Origin of the sequence: Caldimicrobium thiodismutans, from assembly GCF_001548275.1 — a bacterium.
GTDB lineage: Bacteria > Desulfobacterota > Thermodesulfobacteria > Thermodesulfobacteriales > Thermodesulfobacteriaceae > Caldimicrobium > Caldimicrobium thiodismutans.
The window spans coordinates 589,318-602,684 of record NZ_AP014945.1; the positions used below are offsets into that span (position 1 = coordinate 589,318).

The following is a 13,367-nucleotide window of genomic DNA, read 5'->3' on the forward strand; positions in this document are numbered from 1 at the left end:
CATGTATAATACAGGGAAAGTTCTTTTGGGAATAATTGTTTTTATATGCTTTTTTGCTATTCCTTTTTGGTTGAATTTAGGTAAGGTGTCTGCTCTTCCAAAGCCCGAATTACCAAAAGATGAAAAAAAATGTATTGAAGATGTCCAGTATATGAAGGCGTATCACATGAAATTACTGGATAAGTGGCGAAAAGAAAAGGTGCGAGAAGGAAATATTAATTATATAAATAATGAAGGAAAAATATATAAAATGAGCTTACAGAGAACTTGTATGAAATGCCATACAAGTAAAGAGAAATTTTGTGATAGATGCCATACAACATTGGTAACACACCCTGATTGTTGGGATTGTCATATAGCTCCTGAGGAGGTTAAAAAATGGCAATAAAAAGGAGAGATTTTTTAAAAATTCTTGGGGTTGGAGGCATATCCACTATAGGAGTGGCTGGTATTGGCAGTCTTTATTCAAGGGCTGAGGTAGAAGTTGTTCCCCATACACCCCCGCAAGGGGCATTGAAAGCTAAAAGATGGGGAATGGTGATTGATGTGAGAAAGTGTATAGAATCTGGAGAAGAATGTATCAAAAATTGCGAGGCAATTCAAGCTTGTCATTTAACCCACAATGTGCCAAATATACCGGATAAAAAAAAGGAAATTAAATGGATCTGGATAGATAATTTTGAGCATGCCTTTCCTGATTTAAAAGATCAAAAAATTGTTGAACACCTGAGTAGATTCCCCTTTTTCCTTTTATGTAATCACTGCGAAAATCCTCCCTGTGTGCGTGTTTGCCCTACTAAAGCGACCTTTAAAAGATCAGATGGGATAGTTATGATGGATTTTCATAGATGTATTGGATGTCGTTTCTGTATGGCTGGTTGTCCTTATGGTTCAAGATCATTTAACTGGATAGACCCGAGACCTTATCTAACTAAGGTTAATCCTGAATTTCCCACTCGTAAACCAGGTGTAGTTGAAAAATGCCTTTTCTGTTATGAAAGGTTAGATGAGGGAAAAATCCCAGCTTGCGTTGAAGCTTGCAAATCTCAAGCTTTAATTTTTGGAGATTTGAATGACCCCGAGTCCGAGATTAATAAAATTTTAAAAGAAAGAGTAAGCTTAACGAGAAAACCTGAACTTGGAACAAATCCGTCAGTTTTTTATGTAATTTAAATCCTATTTATATTAGGGAGGGAGACAGATGCTTGAACATGCACTTAAAGGCTCTAAGAAATATTGGTTATGGCTTGGATTCTTAGGTATTTTTATAATAACAGGAGCCTATTTTTATTTACAACAGTTAAAAATAGGCCTTGGAATAACTGGAATGAGTAGAGATGTATCTTGGGCTTTTTATATCGCCAATTTCACCTTTCTGGTTGGAGTGGCTGCCTCAGCAGTTACTATAGTCCTTCCATATTATTGGCATAATCATAAAGTTTACGGAAAAATGACAATCTTAGGTGAATTTTTGGCTGTCTCTGCTGTAACAATGTGTTTATTATTTGTAGTAATTGATATGGGACAACCTATGCGTGTCTTTAATGTTCTTAGATATCCAACACCTAATTCTATCCTTTTTTACGATGTTATAGTTTTGAATGGATACTTTATATTAAATTTAATTTGTGCCTGGACAGCCTTGCATTCTTATTATAAAGATTCAAGTTATCCATCCTGGTTAAAACCTGTAATATTTTTAGCTATTATATGGGCACCTTTTATTCATATAGTTACCGCATTTATTTATCAAGGCTTACCTGGTAGACATTATTGGCTTTCTGCAATTATGGCTCCTAAATTTTTAGTTTCAGCTTTTTCTTCAGGACCAGCATTACTTATTATTCTTGCAGCATTAATAAAAAAAGTAGCCAATTTTGATATTGGTGAGAAGGCCTTTGAGACCTTAGGTAAAACAATGACTTATTTTTACCTGGCTTTTCTGGGCTTTTATCTTTTTGAGGTTTTTACATCTTTCTATAGTGGAATACCTGGACATAAAGCACCTTTTATTTATCTTTTTGTTGGATATGAAGGGCATGCTGAATGGGTGCCTTTTATGTGGACAGCGGTTATTTTAGCTATTATATCTCTTATTATACTTCTTAATCCTCGCACAAGAAAAAACCAGACTTTACTGGTTCTTGCAGCTTTTACTGTTTTTTTCAGTGCCTATATAGAAAAAGGAATAGGTTTGGTAACCGGTGGATTTACACCCAATCCCTTTGAAACTGTTACACCTTATCGTCCAACCCTTCCCGAGGTCCTTATATCATTGGGAGTTTGGTCAACTGGGTTTTTGGTTCTGACGGTGCTTTATAAAATTACTATTGAAGTAGATAAGAGAAAAAATCTGGCAGTTAAACTGAAAGGTTAAAATAAATTATAGCGTCTTATCATAAAAGGGGGATTTCCCCCCTTCTTTTTTTATAATTTTGTATTATTTTTATAAACTATGAGTTTAATTTTCAACATTCCCCGCTTAATTATTTCCTCTCATAAAGGTGGTGCAGGAAAAACCATCTTCACTCTCGGCCTAATTCAAATCCTGAAAGAAAAAGGATATAAAATTGCTCCCTTCAAAAAAGGACCAGACTATATTGATGCTGGCTGGTTAAGTAAAATTTCTGGAACTCCCTGTAGAAATCTTGATCTTTTTTTATTTGATAAAAAGCATAATTTTTATTCCTTTTTTAGGGGAGCGGAAAAAGCTGATTTAGCAATTATAGAGGGAAACAGGGGCTTATATGACGGTGTTGATGAATATGGTAGCTGCAGTTCCGCTGAGTTAGCCAAACTCCTTAAAGCTCCTATCATTCTTGTTCTTGACTGTACTAAAGCCACAAGAAGTATGGCAGCTCTTTTAAAAGGGTTTCTTGAGTTTGATACTGAAATCCCCATAAAAGGTGTGGTATTAAATAATATTGCAAGACCTCGCCATGAAAATATTATTAGAAGTTCAATTGAAAAATATACAGAGACTAAAGTTTTAGGTGTTATTCCTCGTTTAAAGAATGTTGTTAAGGAAAGACATCTTGGCTTAGTAACACATTTTGAGAAAGATAGCTTATTTTTAAAAGATTTAAGTGCTAAATTAATTGAGAATGTTGATTTGGAGAGTATTATTGAAATTGCAAAAGATTCTCAAGCTCTTGATATACCCTCTTTATCTTTTAATTCTGTTAAGACATATGATTTAAAGATAGGAGTTTTTTTAGATCCAGCTTTTCAATTTTATTATCCTGAAAACCTTGAATTTTTGCAATCTCAAGGAGCTGAATTGGTTTATATAAATTCCTTGAAAGATAGCCATCTACCTTCTGGTATTTCTGGATTATATCTTGGGGGAGGATTTCCTGAAATTTTTGCTGAAGATTTATCAGGCAATGTTGAATTAAGAAAAGAAGTAAAGGAAGCAGTAGAATCCGGAATGCCAGTTTATGCTGAGTGTGGTGGATTAATGTATCTTGGAGAGGAAATTGAATGGCAAGGGAAAAAATTCCCAATGACTGGAGTTTTACCAGTTAGATTTAAAGTTGATAGTAAACCCCATGGGCATGGATATGTTATTGCAAAAGTTGAGGGTAAGAATCCTTACTTTAACATAGGAGATACTATTTTGGGGCACGAATTTCATTATTCTTATCCTTATCAAATAGAGTTAAAAAAGGGTATGAGCACTATTTTTAAACTTGAAAAAGGGACAGGACTTGATGGTTTTAGAGATGGAATTCATTATAAAAATTTACTTGCAAGCTATACCCATTTTCATATTTTTAGTGTAAAATTCTGGGCGGAAAATTTTTTAAACTTAGCAGCAAAATTTAAAACAACATAAGAGGAGGAGGTGCAGTATGTTTGAGATTACTGTGAATTATGACACCTGTGATGCCTGTGGAACTTGTGTTGAATCCTGTCCTGCCCAGGTTTATGACAAGGGTGATGATGGGAAGCCTGTGGTTGCAAGGGCAGAGGACTGTCTTGGATGTATGACCTGTGTTGAGGTCTGTCCAACTGGTTCTATTGAAGTAAAGGAAATATAGGGAGGGGGAAGGGGGCATAGCCCCCTTTTATGTATATTAGCCGAAAGATTTGTTCAGCAGGTTATTCTTATAGAATTTGTGAATCCTTTTTTGAAGCCCCATTTTATAAAAGCAGAATTCTTTTTGATCTTGGCATTTCCCCTCAGAAATATATAACCTATTATAGTGATGTCTCATTTTCAATAGATCTTGAAGATGAATTAGCAAGATCTGGATGTATAACTGATCAATTTGAATTAGAGGAGCTTTTTCTTCGGTTTTTAACGCCTGAAGCTCAGCGCTGGGTTATTTTTTCTCAAAATAGAAGAGCTACAAGAAAGACCTCAACTCATCAAAGTTTTCAGATTAATGAGTTTCACTGGTTTGATAGAATCAGGCTCATTACTCTTAAACTTGACCACAGAGAACCACAGAGGGTTGTAAATAGAAAGTTCCCTTTTTTTAGTAAGCTTTTGAATAAATCAAGGGATGAGATTGAGAATCTTCTCTGGGATATGGAGGATCGTCTTAATTTTAGAGAAAAATCCCGCTATATAAATGCTATTTTTGGCCTTCAGAGAGCTACAAGCCTTGAAGAACGAGATAATATCTTTCTTAAGACTTTATGTGAAATAGCTAAGGATACCACTTATTACCTGGACCTTTCAGAGACAGAGGTTTTAAAAAATTATCTCTCCCGGTATGTCTGGTTTTATTTTGATGCAATAACCTGGAGAAGGGCTCCACGCATTTATCAACATATGGAGGTTTCTTTATATCAAGAGCTTGCTTTCTATTTGGGGGTTTCTGTTGAAGTATTGATCAATAGCTCTAAAAAAGAAGTTCTTAAGATTTTCAGACAAAAAATTTTTGAAATTCATCCAGATCGAGGTGGATCACACGAAGAATTTGTAAAGGTGAGAAAATTAATGGAGGATTTTATAAAATTAAGATTTTAGTTGAAACTATAGCTTTTAAGTTTAGCCACTAAATTTCCAAAAATAGGGAGTTTTCCTCTGATTTCTACGGGAATTTTTTCTTCTATCCAAAGCAGAAAGGTGACCTCTTTTGTTCTTTTAAGGAGTTCACTTTTTTCTGGTAAGTGAACTAAGATTTCAGCACAACTTACGGTCTTATTTCCAAATTTGCAAGGAGTATAACCTTTTAGATCAAGTATTGCAAAGTGTCTTTCTCCATCAATATAAAGGGGGATTTCCTGAGGTTTTTTTTCGCTGAAATTGAGATGCCAGGAGAAAACAAAGGCGGTTAATTCATCAAAAAGAGGAAATGGTAAAAAATAAACCTGTTTTTTAGGTTTAGGAAGTCTTTTTTCAACCAGAACTTTCTTTTCCTTTTCCTCAAAGTATAGGATCTTTTCACGCTCTTTAAATCTGTCCTTGGAATAAATAGTGCTTTTTAAAGGCTGGCTTTTAGAATTAAGGCTTGAAATCCATTTGGCTTGATAGGGATAAAGGATGTCTCCAGGGCCTGTTGTATAAGCAAAGGCTGTATATTCTTGAGATTTAAGAATTAATTTACTTTCACCCAGTTTTACAGGTCCATAAAAAATCTCGTAAAGCAAGGTCTTTTCAGAAAGAGCTATACAGGGGATTAAAAATATAAAGCTTAGAATAAAGAAAAAAATTTGAATACTTTGCATAATGGCCTTAGTTTTTGAGACCTTTAAAAAACAGTGGTCAAATACTGTGAGAATTTTTCTTTTAATTTCTCAGCTACCACCTTAGGGACAAGATCATCTACTTGCCCTCCGAATTTAGCGGCTTCTTTAATTATAGAAGAGCTAAGGAAGATATAGCGCAAACTCGGCATCAGAAAAAGGGTATCGATGGAATTAGAGAGTTTCCTATTCATTAAAGCAAGTTGCATCTCATATTCAAAATCAGATACTGCCCTGAGTCCTCTTATGATAACACAGGCACCTTTTTGTTTAGTAAACTCAACTAACAAGCCTGAAAAGCTCTCGACTTCAACTCTTTCAGAGAGATTTATTTCTTCTAAGGCCTTTTTTACCATAAAAAGGCGCTCTTCTATGGTAAAAAGCGGTTTTTTAGCAGGATTTTCACCTATGGCTATAATAATCCGATCAAAAAATTGGAGGGCCCTTTTAATCAGGTCTAAATGGCCGTTAGTTATGGGATCAAAGGTTCCCGGATACACTGCGATCTTGGGGCACATTCTGGACTTCCTGGTTCGTATTCAGGATATTAATAAATAACAATTTTAACACCGGTTTTTTATCAATTTTTCCCATACCCAAGAGACCCTCAAGGACCTCAATATAATTTGTTTCTTTGTCTTTAACAGCTCTTAAAAGAAAAGCCAGTTCATGAACTTCACGAGAAGCTATTTTTTCATATCTGTAAAGCCCCCAGAGAATTTTAATAAATTGATAATCTCCCTTTTCAAAGTTCTCAAAGATCTTAAGTAAGGCCCCATAATTTCTTTCAAGGCCTTCATCATGCAAAGGCAAAAGGGCAGGAAAATAGTGAATTTTTAGGTCTTTTTTGTAATCCTCATAGCTATAATAAAAAGGCCAGAATCTGAATTCTCTTCGGCTCTGGGTATTATTTTCAAAGATTTCATTTTCCTTAGAAAGAAGTAAAAAGCGGTGCTCCTTTTCAAAGTAGGTTGAATTACCATGGGTAATGGTGTCTTCTTTGTAAAAATAAAAAGGCCAGAGAAGAAAAGAGTCAAGGGAGTCAGCTTTTTTGACATAACCGTAAAAAGGCCAAAATCTTTTTCCAGTAATTTCTTTACCTCTTATGCTCCTGTAAAAGGGCCATGGGGCATCAATCTGTTCATAAAAGGGATCGTATCCACAAGTTTTTTGAAAAAAGGGCCAAAGATAAATAGTTTTTTCATAGGCATCAGTCCTTTCCTTGCCATAAAAGGGAAAATAAAATACCTTTTCTTCAAAATTTCCTGCATCATCTTTATAATGAGTTTTAATATAGAAGGGCCAGAGAATAAATTTTCTCTCCTCTTCTCCTTCCCTGAAGTGTCCATAGAAAGGCCAGAATTTAAATCCTCCGTAAGATTGGTCCTCTTTGGATTTGGCTTTAGCAATCCGGATAAAAGGCCAAAGAATGTTTTGAGCAGTATATTTTTCATAGGTTACCTTAGAATAAAAAGGCCAGAGAATAAAGGTAATTTCTTCTCGTCCGAAGCGATCTTTAAGATGACCATAAAAAGGAAAAACCCCCCCATAAGTCTCATTTTGAGCAGTTTTTCCAAAAAAAACAGGGAAATACTCCCACTTTGAACCCTCTTTTTCTTCCGAGGGAACTTTTTCAATTTTTTTGTTTATAAGAGGTATAAGCTTAAAGGTGGTAGTCTCATTATCCGAGCTATAGACGCCAAGAGGGGATAAAAAATAGGCTTTTTTGGTGTCAGGTTGTTCAACTGAAGAGTAAAAGGGACGATAGGAGGTGCCATTTTCTGATTCAAATTGGTATTTGTAAATAAAAGGCCCAAGGAATTCCTTTCTTTCATAACCTCTGATTTTATTTTTTGAATAAACTCCTAAAGGCCAAAAATTATAGCGTTTTTCCACCAAATCTTCAAAGGCATAGGCCTTAGCAAAAAAGATCAGGAATATAGATATGAAAGATAAAAACACTTTTTTGGATTTCATTAAAACCATATTTTATAGAGAATTGCCAAAAAGTCAATAAAAATTTTAGATTTTACTATTATCTTCTTAAATAACCTCTAAAAAAAGAAAGGGCAAAAAGGCTGAAAATAAAAAGATAGAGATAGGGAATACTCCCTCCACCTGAGATACCTCCTCCCTCCTTAGAAGAAGAAAATTTCCTTTCTTCAAGAAGATAACCTTTAACCCTTTGAAATCCATTAAAAGGGGCCCTATTCTTTGAGGCTTCTATACTACGCCCCCCTTCTCCTTGATTAGCCTTAGGCATAGCTTCCCTTAATTCCTCCAAAGGAGCTTTATTCATTACACTAATAGATAAATAACCTTTAGTAATAAATTTTGTAAGAAGAGGATTATTACAGGTGTGTTCACAGCAGGCAAGTCCAACCTTTGCCACGGTCTCCATATATTCCTCAGTTAAATGCTCCATTATTTCCCTTTCTGCCTTAAAATAACTCTTTCTTATGGCCTCAAGAATTCTTCCAATCAGCGATTGATAACTGTGGAGATTTCCTGCCCTTTCAAAATATTTTTTTATTTCTAAACCATATTTATCTTTCACATAAACCTCATAAAAGGCTCTCCAGGTCCTTTCATCCACTACTTCGGGATTGGTTACCTGAAAGCCAAAGAGATGCTCAACCACTTTATCAATGAAACGCGCCCCTGCATAGCCCTCCTTAAGCATAGCCCTAATCCACTGGGGATTAAGATAGCGAGAGCGAATCTCCCTTCCCATAAATTTAGAAAGACTCTCTTGATAGGGCTTTTTGGGATCTGAGAGATTGGTTATCATCACCATGGGGGATTTGCCATCAAGAGTTCTTATAGCAAGAGTTAGCCCACCCAGATATTGAAAATAGTCATCATTATCAAGGGTTGCAAAAACTTGGGTGGCTCTGCTGTGAAGGGCAATCTCCGTGCCAGAAAGATTTCTCTTAAAAAGAAATTCCTTTAAGTTTTCGGTATAATTTCCCTCCCTCTCAAAGGGTTCTCCCCAAAAACCCTGACCATAAAGAAAACTCATCCGGCGAATATAGACCCTGGCAACCTCACTTTCCCTTTGCCAGGTGTGGCTTGCAGAAATAACTGTGTCAAGCCCTGTGCCATAGCCCCCCTGTTCTTCAGAAAAAATTCTCACCCTTGAAAGCCTTTCAGCAAGCTCCTCCTTTACTCCAAGTCTTTTCAGCTCCTCCTTAAGCCTTTTCTGATTTCTTTTTAAAGGACTTTCCTCTTTTGAAGTCAGAGCAAGACTTACTGCCTCATCAAGAAGTTTAACTAAATTAGAAAAAAGATCCCGGTAAAGCCCTGAAATAGTCATCACCACATCAATGCGAGGTCTCTTTAACTCTTCCTCAGGAATAAGCTCAAGGCCAATTACCCTTCCCCGCTCATCCCATCTTGGTCTTACCCCAAGTAAAGAAAGAATTTGAGATTCCATAATCCCTTCATGCCTTATAGTTTCAACAGCCCAGAGCACAAAGGCAACTTTTTCAGGATATCTTCCCTCTTTTTCCCGGTATTTTTCAAGGAGCTCATAAGCAAGCCTTTTCCCAAGTTCATAGGTCCTTGGGGAAGGTATTCGAGAAGGATCAAAAGCAAAGAAGTTTTTTCCTGTGGGAAGGCTCTCGGGACTTCTTATAGGATCATTTCCGGGACCAGGAGAGATATACTCCCCTCTTAGAGCCCTGAGAAGATTTCTAAGCTCCCTTTCTGCTGATTCCCTGAGAACCCTTTGATAATCCTCCTTTGTGCCACTTCCGGTTAGTTCACTTAAAAGTCTTGCTGTCTCTTCTAAGTCCTCCTCTTCATAGGGTTTTCCAAAAGTATGAAGACCATAAGGATTTATAGCCTCTTCAAGCTCTGTCAGATAGTCTTCTATTTTTTCAAGAAATTCCTGAGAAAGCCCCTTTTCCTGAGTTAATTTACTAAAATCTATTTCAAGATCCCTATCAAGGGCAAGTTTTTTTATTAAAGTAAGGATTTCTTCAGCTTTGGCAGAAAGAGAAAGCTCTGAGCCCTTATCTTTTAAGGCACGATATTCCCCAAGAAGGGCTTTAAGGGTCTTTAGATCAGGATTAAGGGAGCTTTTTTTCAAGGGAGGAACAAGGTGATCAATGATTACTGCCATGCCTCTTCTTTTTGCTTGAAGCCCTTCTCCCACATCATCCACTATATATGGATAAATATCCGGGATTTCTCCCAGCAAGACTTCAGGATCATCCTCCTCAAGAAAGCCTATTTCTCTTCCTGGAAGCCACTCTAAGGTGCCATGGGTTCCAAGGTGAATAACTGCATCAGCTTGAAAAATTTTTCTCAAATATAGATAAAAGGCAATATACTGATGATGGGGAGCAAGAAGGGAGGAATGATAGGCCCTATCAAGGTTTTGCTCCCAGGCCCTTGAAGGTTGAGGCCCAACAAGAATATTTCCAAATCTCAAAAGGGGCAAAAGGAAAAACTTCTTACCTCTTTCATCTTGGTAAACCATAATTTGGGCATCCTCTGGAGATCCCCAGTCTTTAATAACTCTCTCCTTAAAGGCCTTAGGTAACTCCTCAAACAAGGTCTCATAGGTCTCAAGAGGAAGAAGAAGGATCTTACCAGATTGAGCAAGAAAATTAATCTCAGAAGGTGCCCACTTGGCCACATTTCTCCCATAGGTGAATAAAATCTCTTTCAATTCCTCCTTAGATAGCCTTGAAAATTCCTCTCCCAGATTGTATCCTTCCCTTTCAAGTCCTTTGAGAATATTCCAGATGCTTTCGGGAAGCACATTTAAGTAAGCGGCACCTATGTTTTGCTTGCCAGGGGGATAGTTGTAGTAAATCAGGGCTATTCTTTTTTCTCCTTCCCTTTTTTCTTGAAGTTTAAGATAGGCCTTTACCTTTTTTACTAAAGATGAAATCCCTTGAGAATAGGGAATTTCAGTCAATAAAATTTCCCCTGTTTCAGGATTGATTTCCTTTCTTTTGAAGCCAACAATGGTTGGACTGATAGCTCCAATAAGTTCTGGAGTAAAAATTTGCCAAACCCTTTCCATAATTCCCAGACCAAGCTTAGAATTTCTATAGGTTTCCTCATCTCCCTCATAGGGTATAATCAGATTGAAAAGGGGAACATTGAGTCTGGTCAAAACTGAAACCACCTCTTCAGGCTTTATCCCCACTTTCAAAGATAGCCCAAGAAGTGCCCTAATTCTGAAAGGTCCCTTTAAAAAGACTCTCTCAAGAACCCTGGCATCAGGATATCCAAAGGCAGGAATAACCTCAATATCTTCCTCCCTAAAAGCAGAAACAATCTTACAAATTACTTCGGTTTGAAAATTTAAAAGATTATTTCTATAAAAAGTAAGCCCGATTTTCGGCCTCTTTAACCTTTCTGGCTCCCCTTCTAATTTAGCTAAAAATGCAGAAAATTCCTCTTCAGAATAAACCCTCTTTTCATCACAGTCATAAACCCCAAAAAGGGGCATCCTCTTTACAGGAGAAGGATTGAGAGGGTATTGAAAATATTGACGAAGAAGATAGAGATAAAGATTATAAAGATTTTCAGGGCTACTCTCTCTATTGTAAGCTTCAATTGTTGGATCAACCTCTATTCCGAGTTTTTTCATCTCCTCATCATAGGAACCTTCAGCATAAAGCCCAAAAATAAAGGCTTTCTTCTCTTTTAAAGAAGGAAGATACTCCTTTACCCTTTCATAAGCCCTTCTTCCCATAAGGTTTAGTAATAAAAGATCAGCCTCTTTAAGCTCCCTTTCAATCAAATCCTTTTTTTCCTCAAGACTCAAAATTCTTATTCTCGGTAAGGGAAGCCCCCTTTCTGAAAGGTCTCTAAGAAGCATCTCCCTTGCAGAACTAAAACTCTTTATCTGGGAGCTTGTTGGTATCACTACTATATTAATGGATTTCTCTCCCTGGTCAGCAAAGAGAAAGGAAGAACAAAGAAAAAATAAAATTAGGCTCAAAAATAGACTATTCTTCAGGGACATAAACTATTCTTCCATCTTTTAATTGATAGGCAGTTCCAAGTTTTATGCCTTCCCCTTGAAGTTCTTTTTTAGTGACCTTTTTCACTTTTATTTCTTTACCTTTTTTTATTATAAACTCAAGTTCTCCATTTGGGGCTTTTTTTACCATAGTAAATTCACTTCTGGGATTTAATAAATCTATGAGGTGATAGACCATAAAGAGACTTACAATAAGACTTACAATAAAAACCACACTCAAATCAAAGAGATTGGCAACCCCTGTGAGAGGGTCTTCAATAAGAGGTTCTTCCGTTTCAAGAAGGGATTTTTTTCTCCTTAAGAGTCTAAAATAACTCATCTTTCAACCTCGGAAGAGGAAATTTTTATTCTTTCCCTTTCAGCCAGGTAATAAATTTTACTTAAGGTTTCCTTATTCCAGCGTTCTTTGGTGATACTTAAGAGATAGGAGAGAGCTCCTATTGAGAGGCCAATGATTGCGGTGGTAAAGGCAGTAACCATTCGTTCTGCCATAACTCCAAGGTTTCCCTTGGCAAGTTCTGAAAGGGCAACTCCCATGGGGATAAGAGTTCCAAGAAGGCCTAAAGCAGGCCCAAGCCTTACCATCACTCTTACCCTGTCAAGCCCTTTAAGAAGAGAAAGCTCAACCCTGTCAACAAGAAGAGAAACCTCAATCAAAAGGGCCTCTCCCTGAAACTTCTCTTCCAACTTCTTTAGCTCTGCCTCAAAGAATTCCACATAAAAGTTTCTCCCCTCCCTTCTTTCAAAATATTCCCTTAAAATCTTTCCACTTTGATACACTAAATAAAAGATAAGAAAAGTGAGAGTAAGAAGCACTGGATAGAGAAGACTTTCTGCCAGAATAAAAAGAAAGCCCTCAAGAAGGTAAAAAGGATTGGTCATAGCTTCCTCCTGATTTTGAATTGGAAAAACCCTGCTAAAAGGAAAATTAAAAAGAGAATAGAGAAAACTGCCAAAGTTTCCCCCTGATCTGGGAAAATCAAATTCGTGGAGTTGGCATTTTTTTGAAGGAAAAAAATCTCATTAAATCTCTGGGGAAAATAAAAACTTCCAAGTAGATACAGGGAAGAAAAAAGCATAACAAGGCCAAGCCATCTAAATCCCTCCTTTTCCCTGATCAGAAGCCCCTTAAAGGGGACCCTGAAAATTAAATAAAGGCTATAAGTAAGAACTAAAAAAGAAAGGGGAAGGATTAAGAAGGGAAGGGCATAAAATCTTTCAAACTTTTGAAAATATATTACTGAAAGGCTTATACTTAAGAGACACACAGGACAGGGCATAAGATAGAAGAGAAGGGCTCTGTGGGAGCAAGAGGGTCTAAAAAGAAGATAAGCCCCCCAAATGATTAAACCTAAGGCAGTAAAAAAATGAAGATAAACGCCCCTTTCAAGAAGGGGTAAAATAAGCCCTTCAAACCTGAGGGAAATTTCGTAGAAAAGATAAAAGAGAAGGGAATAAAGAATTATTATCAAAATATGGGCCTTATAGCCCTTTAAAAGAGGCAAAACCAGGGCTACCTTTAAGGCAAAGACTCCCAAAGAAAAAAGAAGCCCTAAATAAGATAGAAGAAAATTATCCATTTTGGCCTTGACAAGTTTTCATTTTTATGGTATAAATTTTTACCATCGTAATTTGGTTTACATAAATTTTAACAGAGCCT

At 36.6% G+C, this 13,367-nt stretch carries 13 protein-coding genes; 6 read left to right on the forward strand and 7 right to left on the reverse strand.

Annotated elements, in window-relative coordinates; genetic code table 11:
- Position 1 precedes the first annotated feature (1 nt).
- From dsrJ to THC_RS02950, 6 genes are all read left to right on the forward strand, one after another.
- Entirely contained in the window at positions 2-388 is a 387-nt protein-coding gene (dsrJ, locus tag THC_RS02925) for a sulfate reduction electron transfer complex DsrMKJOP subunit DsrJ (RefSeq protein WP_068513097.1), read from the forward strand.
- The gene (dsrO, locus tag THC_RS02930; protein WP_068513100.1) at positions 379-1,173 is read left to right on the forward strand and encodes a sulfate reduction electron transfer complex DsrMKJOP subunit DsrO; all 795 of its coding nucleotides are present in this window, start codon (positions 379-381) and stop codon (positions 1,171-1,173) included. The genes dsrJ and dsrO overlap by 10 nt, the downstream gene beginning before the upstream one ends.
- A 28-nt stretch (positions 1,174-1,201) precedes the next feature.
- The gene (gene dsrP, locus THC_RS02935) at positions 1,202-2,377 is read left to right on the forward strand and encodes a sulfate reduction electron transfer complex DsrMKJOP subunit DsrP (RefSeq protein ID WP_068513103.1); all 1,176 of its coding nucleotides are present in this window, start codon (positions 1,202-1,204) and stop codon (positions 2,375-2,377) included.
- Between the two features lie 78 nt (positions 2,378-2,455).
- Positions 2,456-3,838 (forward strand): cobyrinic acid a,c-diamide synthase CobB, encoded by a 1,383-nt coding sequence (locus THC_RS02940; RefSeq protein WP_068513107.1) that lies wholly within the window; start codon positions 2,456-2,458, stop codon positions 3,836-3,838.
- A 16-nt stretch (positions 3,839-3,854) separates the two neighbouring features.
- Positions 3,855-4,043, forward strand: a complete 189-nt coding sequence (locus tag THC_RS02945; protein ID WP_068513109.1) for a 4Fe-4S dicluster domain-containing protein — start codon at positions 3,855-3,857, stop codon at positions 4,041-4,043.
- A gap of 29 nt (positions 4,044-4,072) precedes the next feature.
- Positions 4,073-4,981, forward strand: coding sequence for a hypothetical protein (locus tag THC_RS02950; protein WP_068513112.1), 909 nt, complete (start codon positions 4,073-4,075; stop codon positions 4,979-4,981).
- On the opposite strand, the gene THC_RS02955 is transcribed toward THC_RS02950, so the two are convergent.
- From THC_RS02955 to THC_RS02985, 7 genes are read right to left on the reverse strand one after another with little or no spacing between them, the layout of a single operon-like run.
- Positions 4,978-5,682: a DUF3108 domain-containing protein gene (locus THC_RS02955; protein WP_068513114.1), complete on the reverse strand. Its 705-nt coding sequence runs from the start codon at positions 5,680-5,682 to the stop codon at positions 4,978-4,980. The genes THC_RS02950 and THC_RS02955 overlap by 4 nt on opposite strands.
- Before the next feature lie 23 nt (positions 5,683-5,705).
- Positions 5,706-6,218 (reverse strand): pantetheine-phosphate adenylyltransferase, encoded by a 513-nt coding sequence (coaD, locus tag THC_RS02960; protein WP_068513118.1) that lies wholly within the window; start codon positions 6,216-6,218, stop codon positions 5,706-5,708.
- Positions 6,181-7,677, reverse strand: a complete 1,497-nt coding sequence (locus tag THC_RS02965) for a hypothetical protein (RefSeq protein WP_068513122.1) — start codon at positions 7,675-7,677, stop codon at positions 6,181-6,183. The genes coaD and THC_RS02965 overlap by 38 nt, the downstream gene beginning before the upstream one ends.
- A gap of 58 nt (positions 7,678-7,735) precedes the next feature.
- Entirely contained in the window at positions 7,736-11,689 is a 3,954-nt protein-coding gene (locus THC_RS02970; protein WP_068513125.1) for a cobaltochelatase subunit CobN, read from the reverse strand.
- Positions 11,673-12,026: a DUF2149 domain-containing protein gene (locus THC_RS02975; RefSeq protein WP_068513127.1), complete on the reverse strand. Its 354-nt coding sequence runs from the start codon at positions 12,024-12,026 to the stop codon at positions 11,673-11,675. The genes THC_RS02970 and THC_RS02975 overlap by 17 nt, the downstream gene beginning before the upstream one ends.
- Positions 12,023-12,589 (reverse strand): MotA/TolQ/ExbB proton channel family protein, encoded by a 567-nt coding sequence (locus THC_RS02980; RefSeq protein ID WP_068513128.1) that lies wholly within the window; start codon positions 12,587-12,589, stop codon positions 12,023-12,025. The genes THC_RS02975 and THC_RS02980 overlap by 4 nt, the downstream gene beginning before the upstream one ends.
- On the reverse strand, positions 12,586-13,287 hold the full coding sequence (locus THC_RS02985; protein ID WP_068513131.1) for a DUF2162 family putative transporter: 702 nt from the start codon (positions 13,285-13,287) through the stop codon (positions 12,586-12,588). Before THC_RS02985 ends, THC_RS02980 begins: the two co-directional genes overlap by 4 nt.
- Positions 13,288-13,367: the final 80 nt, after the last annotated feature.

What these genes read in the sequence shown, in the direction of transcription:
- dsrJ (WP_068513097.1), top strand. Translation starts at nt 2, where the DNA reads ATGTATAATACAGGGAAAGTTCTTTTGGGAATAATTGTTTTTATATGC.
- dsrO (WP_068513100.1), top strand. Translation starts at nt 379, where the DNA reads ATGGCAATAAAAAGGAGAGATTTTTTAAAAATTCTTGGGGTTGGAGGC.
- dsrP (WP_068513103.1), top strand. Translation starts at nt 1,202, where the DNA reads ATGCTTGAACATGCACTTAAAGGCTCTAAGAAATATTGGTTATGGCTT.
- THC_RS02940 (WP_068513107.1), top strand. Translation starts at nt 2,456, where the DNA reads ATGAGTTTAATTTTCAACATTCCCCGCTTAATTATTTCCTCTCATAAA.
- THC_RS02945 (WP_068513109.1), top strand. Translation starts at nt 3,855, where the DNA reads ATGTTTGAGATTACTGTGAATTATGACACCTGTGATGCCTGTGGAACT.
- THC_RS02950 (WP_068513112.1), top strand. Translation starts at nt 4,073, where the DNA reads ATGTATATTAGCCGAAAGATTTGTTCAGCAGGTTATTCTTATAGAATT.
- THC_RS02955 (WP_068513114.1), bottom strand. Translation starts at nt 5,682, where the DNA reads ATGCAAAGTATTCAAATTTTTTTCTTTATTCTAAGCTTTATATTTTTA.
- coaD (WP_068513118.1), bottom strand. Translation starts at nt 6,218, where the DNA reads ATGTGCCCCAAGATCGCAGTGTATCCGGGAACCTTTGATCCCATAACT.
- THC_RS02965 (WP_068513122.1), bottom strand. Translation starts at nt 7,677, where the DNA reads ATGAAATCCAAAAAAGTGTTTTTATCTTTCATATCTATATTCCTGATC.
- THC_RS02970 (WP_068513125.1), bottom strand. Translation starts at nt 11,689, where the DNA reads ATGTCCCTGAAGAATAGTCTATTTTTGAGCCTAATTTTATTTTTTCTT.
- THC_RS02975 (WP_068513127.1), bottom strand. Translation starts at nt 12,026, where the DNA reads ATGAGTTATTTTAGACTCTTAAGGAGAAAAAAATCCCTTCTTGAAACG.
- THC_RS02980 (WP_068513128.1), bottom strand. Translation starts at nt 12,589, where the DNA reads ATGACCAATCCTTTTTACCTTCTTGAGGGCTTTCTTTTTATTCTGGCA.
- THC_RS02985 (WP_068513131.1), bottom strand. Translation starts at nt 13,287, where the DNA reads ATGGATAATTTTCTTCTATCTTATTTAGGGCTTCTTTTTTCTTTGGGA.